Origin of the sequence: Pseudomonas sp. RSB 5.4, from assembly GCF_037126175.1 — a bacterium.
GTDB lineage: Bacteria > Pseudomonadota > Gammaproteobacteria > Pseudomonadales > Pseudomonadaceae > Aquipseudomonas > Aquipseudomonas fluorescens_H.
Window position 1 is genome coordinate 735052 of record NZ_CP146986.1, and the last position, 19200, is coordinate 754251.

The following is a 19200-nucleotide window of genomic DNA, read 5'->3' on the forward strand; positions in this document are numbered from 1 at the left end:
TAAACCGCATTCGCGAGCAAGCCCGCTCCCACAGGGGTTTTGTGTTGTGTTCGGAAATAGAAACCCCGGCACTGGGCCGGGGCTTCTTTACAGCATTACAACCTTAAACCAGCGCAGCAATCGCCGCGTTGAAGGTTGCGCTTGGGCGCATGGCCTTGCTGATCAGCTCGGCATCGGCGTGGTAGTAACCGCCGATGTCCACTGGCTTGCCCTGCACGGCGTTGAGCTCGGCAACGATGGTCGCCTCGTTCTCGGTCAGGGTTTTGGCCAGGGTCGCGAACTGCGCTTGCAGTGCAGCGTCTTCGGTCTGGGCGGCCAGGGCCTGAGCCCAGTACATCGCCAGATAGAAGTGGCTGCCGCGGTTGTCGATGTTGCCGACTTTGCGCGATGGCGACTTGTTGTTGTCGAGGAACTGACCGGTGGCCTGATCCAGGGTTTTCGACAGAACCAGCGCTTTCGGGTTGTTGTAGTTCACACCCAAATGCTCGAGGGACGCTGCCAGAGCCAGGAATTCGCCCAGCGAATCCCAGCGCAGGAAGTTCTCTTCAACCAGTTGCTGCACGTGCTTCGGCGCCGAACCGCCGGCGCCGGTTTCGAACAGGCCACCGCCGTTCATCAGCGGCACGATCGACAGCATCTTGGCGCTGGTGCCCAGTTCCATGATCGGGAACAGGTCAGTCAGGTAGTCGCGCAGTACGTTGCCGGTCACCGAGATGGTGTCCTTGCCTTCGCGGGTGCGCTGCAGGGTGTACTTCATGGCATCGACCGGCGCCATGATCTGGATGTCCAGACCGCTGGTGTCGTGATCCTTCAGGTAAGCCTGAACCTTCTCGATCACTACGCCGTCGTGGGCGCGCATCGGGTCCAGCCAGAAGATCGCCGGGGTGCTGCTGGCGCGAGCGCGGTTGACGGCCAGTTTGACCCAGTCCTGGATCGGCGCGTCTTTGGTCTGGCACATGCGGAAGATGTCGCCGGCTTCAACAGTCTGTTCCATCAGCAGGTTGCCCTTGCTGTCGGTGACGCGAACCACGCCGTCAGCCTTGATCTGGAAAGTCTTGTCGTGCGAGCCGTACTCTTCGGCTTTCTTCGCCATCAGGCCAACGTTCGGCACGCTGCCCATGGTGGTCGGATCGAACGCGCCGTTGGCTTTGCAATCTTCGATCACGGCCTGGTAGATGGTTGCGTAGCAACGATCCGGGATCACGGCCTTGGTGTCGTGCAACTGGCCGTCGGTGCCCCACATCTTGCCGGAGTCACGGATCATCGCCGGCATCGAGGCGTCGACGATGACGTCGCTCGGCACGTGCAGGTTGGTGATGCCCTTGTCGGAGTTGACCATCGCCAGCGACGGACGCGCGGCGTAGACCGCTGCGATGTCCGCTTCGATCTGCGCTTGCTGCTCGGCCGGCAGGGCCTTGATGCGAGCGTACAGGTCGCCGATGCCGTTGTTCAGGTTGAAGCCGATCTGGGCCAGCACGTCAGCGTGCTTGGTCAGGGCGTCTTTATAGAACTCGGCAACGATCTGGCCGAACATGATCGGGTCGGAGACCTTCATCATGGTCGCTTTCAGGTGAACCGAGAGCAGCACGCCCTGGGCCTTGGCGCTTTCGATTTCAGCGGCGATGAACGCGCGCAGGGCGTTTTTGCTCATCACGGCGCAGTCGAGGATCTCGCCGGCCTGAACGCTGGTTTTTTCTTTCAGGACGGTCGCGGTGCCGTCTTTGGCGATCAGCTCGATTTTCACAGCGTCAGCGGCGTCGATCAGGGCAGCTTTTTCGCTGCCGTAGAAATCGCCGGTGCTCATGTGAGCTACGTGGGACTTGGAGTCTTTGGCCCAGGCGCCCATTTTGTGCGGGTGCTTGCGCGCGTAGTTTTTTACCGACAGCGGGGCGCGGCGGTCGGAGTTGCCTTCACGCAGAACCGGGTTCACGGCGCTGCCCTTGACCTTGTCGTAACGCGCCTTGGCTTCTTTTTCGGCGTCGTTGGTCACGGTTTCCGGGTAGTCCGGCAGGTTGTAACCCTGGGCTTGCAGCTCTTTGATTGCTGCTTGCAGCTGAGGCACCGAAGCACTGATGTTCGGCAGCTTGATGATGTTGGCTTCAGGCGTAACGGCCAGGTCGCCCAGTTCGGCGAGGTGGTCGGCTACGGCTTTGTCGCCCAGTTGCTCGGGGAAGCTGGCCAGGATGCGCGCTGCAAGAGAGATATCGCGGGTTTCCACGGCGATATCGGCCGAGGCGGTGTAAGCCTCGATGATCGGCAGCAGGGAATAGGTGGCGAGGGCTGGGGCTTCGTCGGTGAAGGTATAGATGATCTTCGAGCGGGTGGGCATATTCGGATTAACTCTCTCTTCTTTGCTAAAGCGTGCGCAGAAACTCGAGGGGCGCCGGGTAAGCGCGTTCGTTCAAAGTCATCCATGAACCGAATGTCGAGATTCTTCGCGGTGATGTTGGGTGCATCAGTAGAGCGTCAAGCAGTCGGACTGCGGTAACAACCCGACCAATCAGGCGGAAAGTCTCGTGCTAGAGAGGCCAGCCGTCGTGACCCTTTGGTCAGCGGGCGGCATTATACATAGGTAGCTGGCAATCTGCCGATGGTTCATATGCAACGATTCTCGTCCATTGGTCTAAAGGTCGCAGGGGCGGGTGGGGCGTAGAGTCGCTGCGAATGCTTGAGTTTGGCGCTTTTCCCTTTGCTTTCAGGCTTGTACGAAACCAGATGTGGCCGCGCCGTGAACAGAGGGTTTGCGTGTTGATTTAACTGGGTTACGCTCGAACCAAGCCAGATGTTCAATCCAAACAATGGAGTTCAGCATGGGTTACAAGAAGATTCAGGTTCCAGCCGTCGGCGACAAAATCACCGTCAATGCAGACCATTCTCTCAATGTTCCTGATAACCCGATCATCCCCTTCATTGAAGGTGACGGCATTGGCGTCGACGTCAGCCCGGTGATGATCAAAGTGGTTGATGCTGCCGTGGCCAAGGCCTACGGGGGTAAGCGCAAGATTTCCTGGATGGAGGTTTATGCTGGCGAAAAAGCGACTCAGGTCTATGACCAGGACACCTGGCTGCCCCAGGAAACCCTGGACGCCGTCAAGGATTACGTGGTCTCCATCAAGGGCCCGCTGACCACCCCGGTCGGTGGTGGCATCCGCTCCCTCAACGTAGCCCTGCGTCAGCAACTCGACCTTTATGTATGCCTGCGTCCCGTGGTGTGGTTCGAAGGTGTACCGAGCCCGGTGAAAAAGCCTGGCGACGTCGATATGGTGATCTTCCGCGAGAACTCCGAAGACATTTATGCCGGTATCGAATGGAAGGCCGGCTCCCCTGAGGCCACCAAGGTCATCAAGTTCCTGAAAGAAGAAATGGGCGTCACCAAGATCCGTTTCGACCAGGATTGCGGGATCGGCATCAAGCCTGTTTCCAAGGAAGGCACCAAGCGTCTGGTGCGCAAGGCCCTGCAATACGTGGTGGACAACGACCGCAAGTCGCTGACCATCGTGCACAAGGGCAACATCATGAAATTCACCGAAGGTGCCTTCAAGGACTGGGGTTACGAGGTGGCGAAGGAAGAATTCGGCGCCGAGCTGCTCGATGGCGGCCCATGGATGAAATTCAAGAACCCGAAAACCGGCCGTGAAGTCATCGTCAAGGATGCCATCGCCGACGCCATGCTCCAGCAGATCCTGTTGCGTCCGGCCGAATACGATGTGATTGCCACGCTGAACCTCAACGGTGACTACCTCTCCGACGCCCTGGCGGCGGAAGTGGGCGGTATCGGTATCGCGCCGGGTGCCAACCTTTCCGACACCGTGGCCATGTTCGAGGCGACCCACGGTACCGCGCCGAAGTACGCCGGTAAGGACCAGGTCAACCCGGGTTCGGTGATTCTGTCGGCCGAGATGATGTTGCGTCATCTGGGCTGGACCGAAGCGGCGGATCTCATCATCAAGGGCACCAACGGCGCCATCAAGGCCAAGACCGTGACCTATGACTTCGAGCGTCTGATGGACGGTGCCACGCTGGTGTCTTCTTCGGGCTTTGGGGATGCGCTGATTTCGCATATGTAAAACGCGGGCACATAAAAACCGCCTGACTCGTTGAATTGGGTCAGGCGGTTTTTTATGGTCGGGTTTCTTGAGTGAGGTTGTTCAGCTCACGACTGTAGCGTGGCTGATGGCGCCGGTTGCGGCGGCAGCGGCTCCTGCTGCACCCACAGCGTCCACTGTTTTTTTGTCCTGAATCGCGATTGCGTGCAGGCCTTTGGGGCCTTGAAGGAGTTCGAAGTACACCTCTTGGCCTGCCTTCAGAGTTTTATAGCCATCCATCTTGATAGCCGAGTAGTGGGCAAACAGGTCTTCTGTCTGGCCGTTCTCGATAATGAATCCAAACCCCTTGGCATTGTTGAACCACTTGACCTTGCCGACAGCCATGCTCAAATCCCTCTGCAACAGACTCCATCGCTGGAGTATCATCCAGGACATCCGCAATCTAATCCGTTAAAAGGATTGACTCCGCGGATCTTTTTTACCCACTGTGGGCTCTATTGGTTGTAACACCGTTTTCCCGATAGTCAAGGTGACCGGGCAGTCGGAGTTGAAAAGGTGTACAGCCGCCCCCACCACTGTATTTGCACAACTGACGAACCTTTCTTTCCATGCATGCAATCAGCCAGATTCGACTAACATTCAATCAGGATCGCCCGCTTCTCCAAAAGGATCATCTAGAGGAGCACGACGACGATTCGGCAGGCGTTGCTGTTCAGGAAGCAAAGCCTGCGTTACAGGCGCCGCCGATGTACAAGGTGGTTTTGTTCAATGATGACTACACACCGATGGATTTCGTCGTCGAAGTGCTCGAGGTGTTTTTTAACCTGAATCGCGAGCTGGCGACCAAGGTCATGCTGGCCGTTCACACAGAAGGACGGGCAGTATGTGGAGTGTTTACCCGCGACATCGCCGAGACAAAGGCCATGCAGGTCAACCAGTACGCCAGGGAAAGCCAGCATCCGCTACTCTGTGAAATCGAGAAGGACGGTTAATCGCCGACCACTTGGGTATGAGGTGAAGCTATGTTAAACCGCGAGCTCGAAGTCACCCTCAATCTTGCCTTCAAGGAGGCTCGTTCGAAGCGTCATGAATTCATGACCGTCGAACACCTGCTGCTGGCCCTATTGGACAATGAGGCTGCCGCCACCGTATTGCGTGCCTGCGGCGCAAACCTCGACAAACTCAAGCACGACCTGCAGGAGTTCATCGACTCCACCACGCCACTGATCCCCGTCCATGACGAAGATCGCGAAACCCAGCCAACCCTGGGCTTCCAGCGTGTACTGCAACGTGCTGTCTTTCATGTACAGAGCTCGGGCAAGCGCGAAGTAACCGGCGCCAACGTGCTGGTTGCCATCTTCAGTGAGCAAGAGAGTCAGGCCGTATTCCTGCTGAAACAGCAGAGCGTTGCGCGCATTGATGTCGTCAATTACATCGCCCACGGCATTTCCAAAGTGCCAGGGCACGGCGATCACTCTGAAGGTGAACAAGATATGCAGGACGACGAGGGCGGTGAGTCTTCTTCTTCAGGCAATCCGCTGGATGCTTATGCCAGCAATCTCAACGAACTCGCACGCCAGGGTCGGATCGATCCGCTGGTCGGCCGCGAGATGGAAGTCGAGCGTGTCGCGCAGATTCTGGCGCGTCGGCGCAAGAACAATCCGCTGCTGGTCGGCGAGGCGGGCGTGGGTAAAACCGCGATTGCCGAAGGCCTGGCCAAGCGCATTGTCGACAACCAGGTGCCGGATCTGCTGGCCAACAGCGTCGTCTATTCGCTCGATCTCGGTGCCCTGCTTGCAGGCACCAAGTATCGCGGTGATTTCGAGAAGCGCTTCAAGGCGCTGCTCAATGAACTGAAAAAACGTCCGCAGGCGATCCTGTTCATCGACGAAATTCACACCATCATCGGTGCGGGTGCTGCGTCCGGTGGCGTGATGGATGCCTCGAACCTGCTCAAGCCGCTGCTGTCGTCTGGCGACATTCGCTGCATTGGCTCGACCACGTTCCAGGAATTTCGCGGCATCTTCGAGAAGGATCGGGCCTTGGCACGACGCTTCCAGAAGGTTGATGTCGTCGAGCCCTCGGTGGAAGACACCATCGGTATCCTGCGCGGCCTGAAAGGGCGTTTCGAGCAGCACCACAACATCGAATACAGCGATGAGTCGTTGCGCGCCGCTGCTGAACTGGCATCGCGCTACATCAATGACCGGCATATGCCGGACAAGGCCATCGACGTGATCGACGAGGCGGGTGCCTATCAGCGCCTGCAACCGGCCGATAAACGCGTGAAGCGCATTGACGTGCCGCAGGTTGAAGACATCGTGGCGAAGATCGCGCGGATTCCGCCGAAACACGTCACCAGCTCCGACAAGGAACTGCTGCGTAACCTGGAACGTGACCTGAAGCTGACGGTGTTTGGTCAGGACGCAGCCATCGATTCGCTGTCGACTGCGATCAAGCTGTCCCGCGCCGGCCTCAAGTCGCCTGACAAGCCAGTCGGTTCGTTCCTGTTCGCCGGTCCGACCGGTGTCGGTAAAACCGAAGCTGCGCGGCAATTGGCCAAGGCACTGGGGATCGAACTCGTTCGCTTCGACATGTCCGAGTACATGGAGCGTCACACCGTATCGCGTCTGATCGGTGCGCCTCCAGGCTATGTCGGGTTCGATCAGGGAGGTCTGTTGACCGAAGCGATCACCAAGCAACCGCACTGCGTATTGCTGCTCGATGAAATCGAGAAGGCGCATCCGGAAGTCTTCAACCTGCTGCTGCAGGTGATGGACCACGGTACGCTCACCGACAACAACGGGCGCAAGGCGGACTTCCGCAATGTGATCATCATCATGACCACCAACGCCGGCGCCGAAACCGCGGCGCGTGCTTCGATCGGTTTCACCCATCAGGACCACTCGTCTGATGCGATGGAAGTGATCAAGAAGAGCTTCACGCCGGAATTCCGTAACCGTCTGGACACCATTATCCAGTTTGGTCGCCTCAGTCATGAGGTCATCAAAAGTGTGGTGGACAAGTTCCTTACCGAACTGCAGGCGCAGCTGGAAGACAAGCGTGTGTTGCTGGAGGTTACCGATGCGGCGCGCAGTTGGCTGGCGGCCGGTGGCTACGATTCGGCCATGGGCGCGCGTCCGATGGCGCGTCTGATTCAGGACAAGATCAAGCGTCCGTTGGCGGAAGAGATTCTGTTTGGCGAGCTGGCCGAGCATGGCGGTGTGGTGCACATCGACATCAAGGATGGTGAGTTGACGTTTGACTTCGAGACTACGGCTGAGATGGCCTGACGGCTTGGTTGTTGGTTTGGAAGGCGCCTTCGGGCGCCTTTTTGTTGGCTGATGGTTTTGGGTGTATATCCGTTGCTGCGGTTATGGCTGCTTAGGGTTCCGCCCTTACGGCGGGTCACTTTTGGCAAACGCCCCAAAAGTAACCAAAAGGTCTGTGCCCTGACGTTCGGCCCTCGCTTAGGCTCGGGTTCCTTCGCTCCGGGATTCATCCGGGGGGCAGCGCCTACGGTTTGCTTCGCTGCACCTCCTCTCGCTGTGTTTGGCTGCGCCAAACGGTTGCTGCGCTCCCACCCCCGGATAAATCCCTCCACTCAGCCTGCCGACGGGCCCTGAGATCAAAATCAAAAGCGGTACTCGAGCTAACGCTCATTGTGTTGAGTGGGGCGGCTTCGCCGCAGAGGGCGGCACGCAATCTGAACTGTAGGAGCCAGCCTGCTGGCGATGGCGGCCTGTCAGCCGACCAATCTCTTGCGGATGCACCCGGCCCAACTTTGGGATCTGGCCTGCCAGCGATGGCGGCCAACCAGCCTACCAATCTCCAACTGCCTACCCCAATCCACTGTGGGAGCGGGCTTGCTCGCGAAGGCGGCCTGCCAGCCGACCAATTTCTAACTGAACGCATCCAGTACCATGCAGGAACTGCCGAAGGCTGTGATTTTTTGATCTGCTTTGGCTTTGGCTTTGGCTTTTGATGTGGCTTTTGATCTTCATCCCCTTCGGCAGGCCGAGCGAAGGTGTCCATCAGGGGGTGGGCGCGCAGCGCCATGCGGCGAAGCCGCATCCATCGAGAGGAGGTGCAGCGAAGCAAACCGTAGGCGATGCCCCCGGATGGACACCGTAGCGAGGGAACACTGAGCCTCAGCGAAGTGCCGTACGCCGGGGGAAGCCTTTTGGGTTACCTTTTCGGCGTTTGGAAAAGGTGACTCGCTGTAAGAGCGAAACCATAGGAGGCCGTTACCGCAGCAACGGATATACACCCAAAACCCAAACCCAAACCCCAAATCGCAGACAAACAAAAACGCCCGGCATAAACCGGGCGTCTTGTATTGACTTGATTAGCGAGCGCGGTAAGTGATGCGCCCTTTGCTCAAGTCATAGGGCGTCAGCTCGACGCGCACTTTGTCACCGGTAAGAATACGAATGTAGTTCTTGCGCATCTTGCCGGAGATATGCGCGGTTACGACGTGCCCATTTTCCAACTCCACACGAAACATGGTGTTGGGCAGGGTGTCGACGACAGTGCCTTCCATTTCGAAGCTGTCTTCTTTCGACATGCAGTAAAGCCCTCGGTGTCCAATGAATGGCCCGGTGCAACTGCGCCAGGCAAAAGCGGCGTGCATTGTGCCCGAAAAAGGGGGTTCAAGCCAAGGGGTTTACGGCTTGCGATTAGTTCAGGATCACCCAGCGCTGATTAATCAGCAATTCGATGGGGCGATATTGGGTCTTGTAGTTCATCTTTTTGCAGTTCTTGATCCAATAACCGAGATACACCGCCTCCAGTCCCAGGCGCTGACTTTCAGCGATTTGCCACAGGATTGCGAAACGCCCCAGGCTGCGGCGCTCTTCGTCAGGCTCGTAAAACGTATAGACCGCCGACAAGCCGTTGGGCAGCAAGTCGGTGACGGCGACGGCGAGTAACCGTCCGTCGAGACGAAATTCGTAGAAGCGCGAAAAGGGCAGGTCACGTACCAGGAAGGTTGAAAACTGGTCGCGGCTCGGCGGGTACATGTCGCCATCGGCATGTCGCTGCTCGATATAACGCTGGTACAGATCGAAATATTCTTCGCTGAAGTGCGGTTTTACCGGGCGCACCTGCAGGTCGGCATTGCGTTTGAAAATGCGTTTCTGCTGGCGGTTGGGGCTGAACTGCGCCACCGGGATGCGCGCAGGCACGCACGCATTGCAATTCTGGCAATGAGGTCGATACAGATGATCGCCGCTGCGACGAAAACCCATTTCCGACAGGTCTGCGTAGACATGCACATCCATGGGCTGACTAGGGTCGAGGAACAGCGTCGTCGCCTGCTCCTCGGGCAGATAACTGCAGGAATGAGGCTGAGTGGCATAGAACTTCAAGCGCGCCAACTCGGTCATGATCAACCCTCGGGATAAGCTGGTGAATTAAGTGTAAGCCACGCGCGCAAAAGTCGCTCAGCAAACCCAGGTGGCACGACTGGGTTGATCCAGGTGGCGAGCCAGATAGTCGGCGAATTCGCGGCGGGGGATCGCCCGCGCGCCAAGGCTGTGCAGATGATCGGTCGGCATCTGGCAGTCAATCAGGACGAATCCGGCTTCTTTCAGGTGCTGCACCAGCGTTGCAAAGCCAAATTTGGAGGCATTGTCGGCGCGACTGAACATCGATTCGCCGAAAAACAGATGACCCATCGCCAGGCCATACAGGCCGCCGACCAGTTGGCCCTGATCCCAGACCTCGACCGAATGGGCGAAGCCGCGGCGGTGCAGTTCGAGGTAGGCGTCCTGCATGGCTTCGGTGATCCAGGTACCGTCGGCGTAGTCCCGTGGTGCAGCGCAGGCGCGAATGACGGCTGCGAAATCCTGATCGAAGGTCACCTGATAGCGTTGCTGGCGCAGCAGTTTGCCGAGGCTGCGCGAGACGTGCAGTTCGTCGGGAAACAGAACGGTGCGCGGATCCGGAGACCACCAGAGAATCGGCTGGCCTTCGGAGAACCACGGAAAACAGCCATGCCGGTAAGCCTGCACCAAGCGATCGGCGGACAGGTCGCCACCGGCAGCCAGCAATCCATTGGGATCGCGCATGGCCTTTTCCAGAGGTGGGAAAGTCAGGGAATTGCGTTGTAACCAAGTCAGCATGGCGTCCAGGCTTGCAGAAGGGGAGGGCGGTGCGGGCATGAGGCCCGCGATAAAGTGTGCCGTTAAATGACAGGAATGTCGTCCAGATACTTCTCCGCGTCCAGTGCCGCCATGCAGCCGGCTCCCGCCGAGGTCACGGCCTGGCGATAAACGTGGTCGGCCACGTCGCCGGCAGCGAAGACGCCGGGAATCTCGGTGGCGGTGGCGTCACCGTCATTGCCGCCCCTGACCAACAGATAGCCGTCACGCATCGGCAACTGGCCCTGGAACAGGTCGGTGTTGGGTTTGTGGCCGATGGCAATGAACACGCCGGCCAGCGGCAACTCGCGGGTTTTGCCTGTGTGGCTGTCACGCAGGCGTGCACCGGTCACGCCACTGGCGTCGCCCAGCACTTCATCCAGATTCTGGTTCCAGTGCAGGCGAACGTTGCCGTTGGCGGCTTTTTCGAAGAGTTTGTCCTGAAGGATTTTCTCCGAGCGCAATTTGTCGCGACGGTGGATCAAGTGCACCTCTTTGGCGATGTTCGACAGGTACAGCGCTTCCTCGACGGCGGTGTTGCCGCCGCCCACCACCGCGACCACCTGATTGCGGTAGAAGAAGCCGTCACAGGTCGCGCAGGCCGACACCCCTTTGCCGGCAAAGGCTTCTTCCGAGGGTAGTCCCAGATACTGCGCCGAAGCGCCGGTGGCAATGATCAGCGCGTCGCAGGTGTAGGTGCCGCTATCGCCGATGAGTTCGAACGGGCGCTGCTGCAACTTGGCGGTGTGGATGTGGTCGTAAACGATCTCTGTGGCAAAGCGCTCGGCGTGTTTCTGCATGCGCTCCATCAGTACCGGGCCGGTCAGGCCTTCGACGTCGCCGGGCCAGTTGTCGACTTCGACGGTGGTGGTGAGCTGGCCACCGGCCTGCAGGCCGGTAATCACCACGGGTTTGAGGTTGGCGCGGGCGGCGTATACGGCGGCGCTGTAACCGGCAGGGCCGGAGCCAAGAATGATCAGGCGTGAATGCTTCGCTGCGTTCATCAAATACACCTCATAAGCCTTTGTCACAAAAGACAATGCATGCTCAAATTGAACCGCAGGGTTTGTGGGATTGGCTATGCTCAGCTAAGGGTTTTGAAGCATGGCATCAGCCGCACAAACCCGTACAATGCCGGACTGTTACAGAATATTCGCCGTGCGCAGTGTTTATAGCTGTGTTTATAAAAGCAGCGGCACAGTGTTAAAAGTAGTCTCAGTTGCGCCGGTTCACTTTTTTACCTGCCTGGATTGGGCAGTTTTTTATCGTCATTCAATAGATGGACGCGCCCCGGGCGCAGGAAAAGAAGCGTTTTGAAGAAATCCACCGCAGCACCAAAAACAGTCGTTCCGCTCTGGCGCCAGCAATTGCACTACCGGCTCAAGGAAGGTGCATTGATCGCCATCGGTGCCTTGTGCCTGTTCCTGATGATGGCCTTGCTGACCTACGGCAAGGACGATCCGGGCTGGAGCCATAACAGCAAGATCGACGACGTGCAGAACTTCGGCGGCCCGGCCGGTTCCTACAGCGCCGACATCCTGTTCATGGTGCTGGGTTATTTCGCATACATTTTCCCGTTGCTGCTGGCGGTCAAGGCCTATCAGATCTTCCGTCAACGTCACGAGCCGTGGCAGTGGAGCGGCTGGCTGTTCTCCTGGCGTCTGATCGGTCTGGTGTTCCTGGTGCTGTCGGGCGCCGCGCTGGCGCATATCCATTTCCATGCGGCCACCGGGCTGCCGGCGGGTGCGGGCGGGGCGCTGGGGGAAAGTCTCGGTGATCTGGCGCGTAACGCGCTGAATATCCAGGGCAGCACGCTGCTGTTCATTGCGTTGTTCCTGTTCGGCCTGACCGTATTCACTGACCTGTCGTGGTTCAAGGTGATGGACGTCACCGGCAAGATCACTCTGGACCTGTTCGAATTGTTCCAGGGCGCGGTCAACCGCTGGTGGTCGGCGCGTACCGAGCGTAAGCAACTGGTTGCGCAGCTGCGTGAAGTCGATGATCGCGTCCACGACGTGGTGGCGCCGACCGTTACCGACAAGCGTGAACAGGCCAAGGTCAAGGAGCGCCTGATCGAGCGCGAACAGGCCCTGAGCAAGCACATGTCCGATCGCGAGAAGCAGGTGCCGCCGGTCATCGCCCCGGCTCCGGTCAAGGCGCCCGAGCCTAGCAAGCGCGTGCAGAAAGAAAAGCAGGCGCCTTTGTTCGTCGACAGCGCCGTCGAAGGCACCTTGCCGCCGATCTCGATTCTCGATCCTGCGGAAAAGAAACAACTTAATTATTCGCCGGAATCCCTGGCAGCGGTCGGCCACTTGCTGGAGATCAAGCTCAAGGAGTTCGGCGTCGAAGTCACCGTGGACTCGATCCATCCGGGCCCGGTGATTACCCGTTACGAAATTCAGCCTGCCGCCGGCGTCAAAGTCAGCCGCATCGCCAATCTGGCCAAAGACCTTGCACGTTCGCTGGCCGTGACCAGTGTGCGGGTGGTCGAGGTGATTCCGGGCAAGACCACGGTCGGTATCGAGATTCCCAACGAAGACCGGCAGATCGTGCGTTTCTCCGAAGTGCTGTCGACCCCCGAGTACGACAACTTCAAATCGCCAGTCACCCTCGCTCTGGGCCACGACATCGGCGGCAAACCGGTCATCACCGACCTGGCGAAGATGCCGCACCTGCTGGTCGCTGGTACGACCGGTTCCGGTAAGTCGGTGGGTGTGAACGCGATGATCCTGTCGATCCTGTTCAAGTCTGGCCCGGAAGACGCCAAGCTGATCATGATCGACCCGAAAATGCTCGAGCTGTCGATCTACGAAGGCATTCCGCACCTGCTGTGCCCAGTGGTCACCGACATGAAGGACGCCGCCAACGCCCTGCGCTGGAGCGTTGCCGAGATGGAGCGCCGCTACAAGCTGATGGCGAAGATGGGCGTGCGTAACCTGTCCGGCTTCAACGCCAAGGTCAAGGAAGCGCAGGACGCCGGCGAGCCGTTGAGCGATCCGCTGTACAAGCGCGAAAGCATTCACGACGAAGCGCCGCTGCTGCAGAAGCTGCCGACCATCGTCGTGGTCGTCGACGAATTCGCCGACATGATGATGATCGTCGGCAAGAAGGTTGAAGAACTGATTGCCCGTATCGCGCAGAAGGCGCGTGCCGCCGGTATTCACTTGATCCTCGCTACCCAGCGTCCTTCGGTGGACGTGATCACTGGTCTGATCAAGGCCAACATCCCGACGCGGATGGCGTTCCAGGTGTCGAGCAAGATCGACTCGCGGACCATCATCGACCAGGGCGGTGCCGAGCAACTGCTCGGTCACGGTGACATGCTCTACATGCCGCCGGGCACCAGCCTGCCGATCCGGGTTCACGGCGCGTTCGTTTCCGACGATGAAGTACACCGCGTGGTGGAAGCCTGGAAACTGCGTGGCGCACCGGAATACAACGATGACATCCTCAACGGTGTCGAAGAGGCGGGCAGCGGTTTTGAAGGCAGCAGCGGTGGCGGCGACGGTGATGATCCGGAGACCGACGCGCTGTATGACGAAGCCGTGCAGTTCGTGCTTGAAAGCCGTCGGGCGTCGATTTCCGCGGTACAGCGCAAGCTGAAGATCGGTTACAACCGCGCTGCGCGCATGATCGAAGCCATGGAAATGGCCGGCGTGGTGACTGCGATGAACACCAACGGTTCGCGTGAAGTGCTGGCCCCGGGCCCGATGCGCGACTGATTCGGCCGCTCCGATTTGCAACAAAGGATGGCGCAATGACGCGCCGTCCCCTCCCCACAAGTATTCAAGAGGACTCCCATGCGTCTTATCCGCATGCTGTTGCCAGTACTGGCGCTGACCACTTTCACGGCCCACGCCGATGACAAAGACGTGGCGCGCCTGACCCAATTGCTGGAAACATCGAAAACCCTGACCGCGAATTTTTCCCAGCTGACCCTCGACGGCAGCGGCACGCAGTTGCAGGAAACTCGCGGTGATATGGTTCTGCAGCGTCCGGGCCTGTTCTACTGGCACACCGAAGCGCCAAACGAGCAGACCATGGTCTCCGATGGCAAGAAAGTCACCCTGTGGGACCCTGACCTGGAACAGGCCACCATCAAGAAGCTCGACGAACGTCTGACCCAGACCCCGGCGCTGCTGCTGTCCGGTGATGTGTCGAAGATCAGCCAGAGCTTTGAGATCAGCGCGAAAGAGGCGGGCGGCGTGATCGACTTCACCCTCAAGCCGAAAACCAAGGACACCCTGTTCGACAGCCTGCGCCTGTCGTTCCGTAATGGTCTGGTCAATGACATGCAACTGATCGACAGCGTCGGTCAGCGCACCAACATCCTGTTCACCGGGGTCAAGGCCAACGAACCTGTATCGGCGTCGAAGTTCAAGTTTGACATCCCGAAGGGTGCTGACGTTATCCAGGAATAAGTCCTCAGCCCTGTAGTTCTGTGAAGGGGCTTTTGTGGCGAGGGGATTCATCCCCGATGGGCTGCGAGCAGCCCCAAAAAAGGTGACTGCTGCGCAGTCAGTCGGGGATGAATCCCCTCACCACAGGGTTCTCGACAGGCTTTCAGACAATCAGAGGTTTCAACGCTACGTGATGGATCTGTTTCGCAGTGCACCGATTGCCCAGCCACTGGCCGCGCGTTTGCGCGCGACCAATCTGGATGAGTACGTCGGTCAGGAACACGTGCTCGCTCGCGGCAAGCCTCTGCGTGAGGCGCTGGAGCAGGGTGCCCTGCATTCGATGATCTTCTGGGGGCCGCCGGGCGTGGGCAAGACCACCCTCGCGCGATTGCTTGCGGAAGTCTCGGATGCGCACTTCGAAACGGTCTCGGCGGTGCTCGCCGGGGTCAAGGAGATCCGTCAGGCGGTGGAAATCGCCAAGCAGCAGGCCGGCCAGTACGGCAAGCGCACGATTCTGTTCGTCGATGAAGTGCACCGTTTCAACAAGTCGCAGCAGGATGCGTTCCTGCCGTATGTTGAGGACGGCACGCTGATTTTCATCGGCGCCACCACCGAAAACCCTTCGTTTGAATTGAACAACGCGCTGTTGTCGCGGGCCCGTGTCTATGTGCTGAAAAGCCTCGACGAGACCGCGCTGCGCAAACTGGTGCACCGCGCACTCACCGAAGAGCGCGGGCTGGGCAAACGCAACCTGACCCTCAGCGATGAAGGCTTCCAGATGCTGCTGTCGGCCGCCGATGGCGATGGCCGGCGCCTGCTCAATCTGCTGGAGAACGCCTCGGATCTGGCTGAAGACAACAGCGAGATGGGCACCGAGCTGCTGCAAAGCCTGCTCGGCGACACCCGGCGACGCTTCGACAAGGGCGGCGAAGCGTTCTACGACCAGATCTCGGCGCTGCACAAGTCGGTGCGTGGCTCCAACCCCGATGGCGCGCTGTACTGGTTCGCGCGAATGATCGACGGCGGCTGCGATCCGCTGTATCTGGCGCGGCGCGTGGTGCGCATGGCCAGCGAAGACATCGGCAATGCCGACCCGCGTGCTCTGAGCCTGTGCCTGGCGGCGTGGGAAGTGCAGGAGCGCCTCGGCAGTCCGGAAGGCGAGTTGGCGGTGGCTCAGGCCATCACCTATCTGGCCTGCGCACCGAAAAGCAATGCGGTGTACATGGGTTTCAAGACTGCGCTGCGCGCCGCTGCCGAGTACGGTTCGCTGGAAGTGCCGCTGCACTTGCGCAATGCCCCAACCAAGCTGATGAAGCAGTTGGGCTATGGCGACGAATATCGCTACGCCCACGACGAGCCGGACGCCTATGCCGCCGGCGAAGACTATTTCCCGGAAGAACTCGAACCGATTCCGTTCTACCAACCGGTGCCCCGTGGCCTGGAATTGAAGATCGGCGAGAAGCTCAACCACCTCGCTCAACTCGACCGTTTAAGCCCAAGACAGCGGAGAAAATAGTGCTTCCATTGATCGTTGCGGTCTCCGTCGGCGGAATTGCCGGCACCCTGTTGCGCTTCGCCACCGGCAATTGGGTCAACGCCAATTGGCCGCGGCACTTCTATACCGCGACGCTGGCCGTTAATATCGTGGGCTGTCTGCTGATTGGCGTGTTGTACGGCCTGTTTCTGATACGCCCGGAGGTGCCGATCGAGGTGCGTGCCGGGTTGATCGTCGGCTTCCTCGGAGGGCTGACGACTTTTTCATCCTTTTCACTGGATACGGTGCGTCTGCTGGAAAGCGGGCAAGTGCCGCTGGCCCTGGGCTATGCGGCAATCAGCGTATTCGGCGGGCTGCTCGCGACGTGGGCCGGCCTGTCCCTGACCAAACTTTGATAACGAGAAACCGACATGCTCGATTCCAAACTGTTACGTAGCAACCTTCAGGACGTAGCGGACCGCCTGGCTTCCCGTGGCTTTGCCCTGGATACCGCGCGCATCGAAGCGCTGGAAGAACAGCGCAAGACCGTCCAGACCCGCACCGAAGCACTGCAGGCTGAGCGTAACGCGCGTTCCAAATCCATCGGTCAGGCCAAGCAGCGCGGCGAAGACATCGCGCCGCTGATGGCGGACGTCGAGCGCATGGCGGGCGAGCTGAGTGCCGGTAAAGTCGAGCTGGACGCGATCCAGACCGAGCTGGACTCGATCCTGCTGGGTATCCCCAACCTGCCGCATGAATCGGTACCGGTCGGCAAAGACGAAGACGACAACGTCGAAGTGCGCCGCTGGGGCACCCCGACGCAGTTCGATTTCGAAGTCAAAGACCACGTCGCCCTCGGTGAGAAGTTCGGCTGGCTGGACTTTGAAACCGCCGCCAAGCTGTCCGGCGCGCGTTTCGCCCTGCTGCGCGGCCCGATCGCCCGTCTGCACCGCGCCCTGGCGCAGTTCATGATCAACCTGCACGTTAACGAGCATGGCTACGAAGAGGCCTACACGCCTTATCTGGTTCAGGCCCCGGCGCTGCAAGGCACCGGTCAACTGCCGAAGTTCGAGGAAGACCTGTTCAAGATCGCTCGCGAAGGCGAAGCCGATCTGTACCTGATTCCGACCGCCGAAGTGTCCTTGACCAACATCGTGGCCGGCGAAATCGTCGACTCGAAACTGTTGCCGATCAAGTTCGTCGCCCACACCCCGTGCTTCCGCAGCGAAGCCGGTGCGTCGGGTCGTGATACTCGCGGGATGATCCGTCAGCATCAGTTCGACAAAGTTGAAATGGTGCAGATCGTCGAGCCGTCGACGTCGATGGAAGCGCTGGAAGGCCTGACCGCCAACGCCGAGAAAGTCCTGCAACTGCTGGGTCTGCCTTACCGCACCCTGGCGCTGTGCACCGGCGACATGGGCTTCAGCGCCGTCAAGACCTACGACCTCGAAGTGTGGATTCCGAGCCAGGACAAGTACCGCGAAATCTCGTCGTGCTCCAACTGCGGCGACTTCCAGGCCCGCCGCATGCAGGCGCGTTTCCGCAACCCGGAAACCGGCAAGCCTGAGCTGGTGCACACCCTCAACGGTTCGGGCCTGGCGGTCGGTCGTACGCTGGTGGCGGTGCTGGAAAACTACCAGCAGGCCGACGGTTCGATCCGTGTGCCGGACGTACTGAAGCCGTACATGGGTGGCCTTGAGGTCATCGGCTAAATGAAATATCTGCCGCTGTTTCACAACCTGCGCGGCAGTCGTGTGTTGGTGGTCGGCGGGGGGAAATTGCCTTGCGCAAATCCCGCCTGCTGGCCGATGCCGGTGCGCTGCTGCGGGTGGTCGCACCTGAAATCGAAGCGCAACTGCGCGAACTGGTCAGCGCCAGCGGTGGCGAATGTCTGCTGCGTGGTTACGTGGAAGCGGATCTGGACGGTTGCGGGCTGATCATCGCCGCCACCGACGACGAAACGCTCAACGCTCAAGTCTCCAGCGATGCCCATCGGCGTTGCGTGCCGGTCAATGTGGTCGACGCGCCGCAGCTGTGCAGCGTGATCTTCCCGGCGATCGTCGATCGCTCGCCGCTGATTATTGCGGTGTCCAGCGGCGGCGATGCGCCGGTGCTGGCGCGGCTGATTCGGGCCAAGATCGAAACCTGGATTCCCTCAACTTATGGCCAATTGGCCGGACTGGCCGCACGTTTCCGTAATCAGGTGAAAAACCTGTTTCCGGATGTGCAGCAACGTCGTGGTTTCTGGGAAGACGTGTTTCAGGGTCCGATTGCCGATCGGCAACTGGCCGGGCAGGGCAGCGAAGCCGAACGTCTGTTGCAGGCCAAAATCGATGGCGAAGCGGCGATCACCACCGGTGAGGTGTATCTGGTGGGGGCCGGGCCGGGTGATCCGGATCTGCTGACCTTCCGCGCCTTGCGCCTGATGCAGCAAGCCGACGTGGTGCTGTACGACCGTTTGGTCGCTCCGGCGATTCTTGAGCTGTGCCGTCGCGATGCCGAGCGCGTCTACGTCGGCAAGCGTCGCGCTGATCATGCGGTGCCGCAGGATCAGATCAACCAGCAACTGGTGGATCTGGCCAAGGCCGGCAAACGCGTGGTGCGCTTGAAGGGCGGTGATCCGTTCATCTTCGGTCGCGGCGGTGAAGAGATCGAAGAGCTGGCGGCCCACGGGATTCCGTTCCAGGTGGTGCCGGGGATCACGGCGGCCAGCGGTTGCGCGGCGTATGCCGGGATTCCGCTGACCCATCGCGATTACGCGCAGTCGGTACGCTTCGTCACCGGTCACCTGAAGGACGGTTCCACCGATCTGCCTTGGGCCGACCTCGTCGCCCCGGCGCAGACGCTGGTGTTCTATATGGGCCTGGTGGGCTTGCCGGTGATCTGCGAGCAGTTGATCAAACACGGTCGCTCGGCAGATACCCCGGCGGCGCTGATCCAGCAGGGCACCACGGTCAATCAGCGGGTCTTCACGGGTACGCTGGCCGATTTGCCGCGTCTGGTGGCGGAGCATGAAGTGCATGCGCCGACGCTGGTGATCGTCGGTGAAGTGGTGCAGTTGCGCGAGAAACTGGCGTGGTTTGAAGGGGCTCAGGCGCAAGTCTGAAAACCGAGTTGCCCTCCTTCGCGAGCAAGCC

General features: G+C 59.6%; 14 protein-coding genes and 1 pseudogene. 9 read left to right on the forward strand and 6 right to left on the reverse strand.

Annotated features, from left to right (window positions below; translation table 11 throughout):
- Positions 1-103: 103 nt before the first annotated feature.
- Positions 104-2329 carry an NADP-dependent isocitrate dehydrogenase gene (locus V9L13_RS03130; RefSeq protein ID WP_103486068.1) on the reverse strand — a complete coding sequence of 742 codons (2226 nt, stop codon included), beginning with the start codon at positions 2327-2329 and terminating at the stop codon, positions 104-106.
- A 481-nt stretch (positions 2330-2810) separates the two neighbouring features.
- On the opposite strand from V9L13_RS03130, the gene icd reads away from it, so the two are divergent.
- Positions 2811-4067 carry an NADP-dependent isocitrate dehydrogenase gene (gene icd / locus V9L13_RS03135; RefSeq protein WP_338801429.1) on the forward strand — a complete coding sequence of 419 codons (1257 nt, stop codon included), beginning with the start codon at positions 2811-2813 and terminating at the stop codon, positions 4065-4067.
- A gap of 81 nt (positions 4068-4148) precedes the next feature.
- Here the strand turns inward: icd and cspD are convergent, their stop codons facing one another.
- Positions 4149-4430, reverse strand: coding sequence for a cold shock domain-containing protein CspD (gene cspD, locus V9L13_RS03140; protein WP_338801430.1), 282 nt, complete (start codon positions 4428-4430; stop codon positions 4149-4151).
- Between the two features lie 224 nt (positions 4431-4654).
- Here cspD and clpS point away from each other — a divergent pair, with 224 nt between their 5' ends.
- Together clpS and clpA are read left to right on the forward strand one after the other, a co-directional pair.
- Positions 4655-5038 carry an ATP-dependent Clp protease adapter ClpS gene (gene clpS, locus V9L13_RS03145; protein WP_338801431.1) on the forward strand — a complete coding sequence of 128 codons (384 nt, stop codon included), beginning with the start codon at positions 4655-4657 and terminating at the stop codon, positions 5036-5038.
- 30 nt (positions 5039-5068) lie between these two features.
- Positions 5069-7339, forward strand: coding sequence for an ATP-dependent Clp protease ATP-binding subunit ClpA (clpA, locus tag V9L13_RS03150; RefSeq protein ID WP_003223837.1), 2271 nt, complete (start codon positions 5069-5071; stop codon positions 7337-7339).
- Between the two features lie 1055 nt (positions 7340-8394).
- On the opposite strand, the gene infA is transcribed toward clpA, so the two are convergent.
- From infA to trxB, 4 genes are all read right to left on the reverse strand, one after another.
- Positions 8395-8613: a translation initiation factor IF-1 gene (gene infA, locus V9L13_RS03155; RefSeq protein WP_002553999.1), complete on the reverse strand. Its 219-nt coding sequence runs from the start codon at positions 8611-8613 to the stop codon at positions 8395-8397.
- A 112-nt stretch (positions 8614-8725) separates the two neighbouring features.
- Positions 8726-9433, reverse strand: coding sequence for an arginyltransferase (locus V9L13_RS03160; RefSeq protein ID WP_226501327.1), 708 nt, complete (start codon positions 9431-9433; stop codon positions 8726-8728).
- A gap of 57 nt (positions 9434-9490) precedes the next feature.
- On the reverse strand, positions 9491-10171 hold the full coding sequence (gene aat, locus V9L13_RS03165; RefSeq protein WP_338801432.1) for a leucyl/phenylalanyl-tRNA--protein transferase: 681 nt from the start codon (positions 10169-10171) through the stop codon (positions 9491-9493).
- Between the two features lie 62 nt (positions 10172-10233).
- Positions 10234-11193, reverse strand: a complete 960-nt coding sequence (gene trxB / locus V9L13_RS03170) for a thioredoxin-disulfide reductase (protein ID WP_338801433.1) — start codon at positions 11191-11193, stop codon at positions 10234-10236.
- A gap of 309 nt (positions 11194-11502) precedes the next feature.
- Between trxB and V9L13_RS03175 the strand changes: the two genes are divergently transcribed.
- From V9L13_RS03175 to cysG, 6 genes and pseudogenes are all read left to right on the forward strand, one after another.
- On the forward strand, positions 11503-13911 hold the full coding sequence (locus tag V9L13_RS03175) for a DNA translocase FtsK 4TM domain-containing protein (protein WP_338801434.1): 2409 nt from the start codon (positions 11503-11505) through the stop codon (positions 13909-13911).
- Between the two features lie 78 nt (positions 13912-13989).
- On the forward strand, positions 13990-14610 hold the full coding sequence (gene lolA, locus V9L13_RS03180; protein WP_338801435.1) for an outer membrane lipoprotein chaperone LolA: 621 nt from the start codon (positions 13990-13992) through the stop codon (positions 14608-14610).
- Positions 14611-14782: 172 nt separating this feature from the next.
- Positions 14783-16105, forward strand: a complete 1323-nt coding sequence (locus V9L13_RS03185; RefSeq protein ID WP_003223849.1) for a replication-associated recombination protein A — start codon at positions 14783-14785, stop codon at positions 16103-16105.
- Complete coding sequence (crcB, locus tag V9L13_RS03190) at positions 16105-16479, forward strand: fluoride efflux transporter CrcB (protein WP_003223851.1); 375 nt, start codon at positions 16105-16107, stop codon at positions 16477-16479. Before V9L13_RS03185 ends, crcB begins: the two co-directional genes overlap by 1 nt.
- Positions 16480-16494: 15 nt before the next feature.
- Positions 16495-17775 (forward strand): serine--tRNA ligase, encoded by a 1281-nt coding sequence (gene serS / locus V9L13_RS03195; RefSeq protein WP_003223852.1) that lies wholly within the window; start codon positions 16495-16497, stop codon positions 17773-17775.
- Positions 17776-19169 (forward strand): annotated as a pseudogene (gene cysG, locus V9L13_RS03200) (siroheme synthase CysG).
- The last annotated feature ends 31 nt before the right edge of the window (positions 19170-19200 follow it).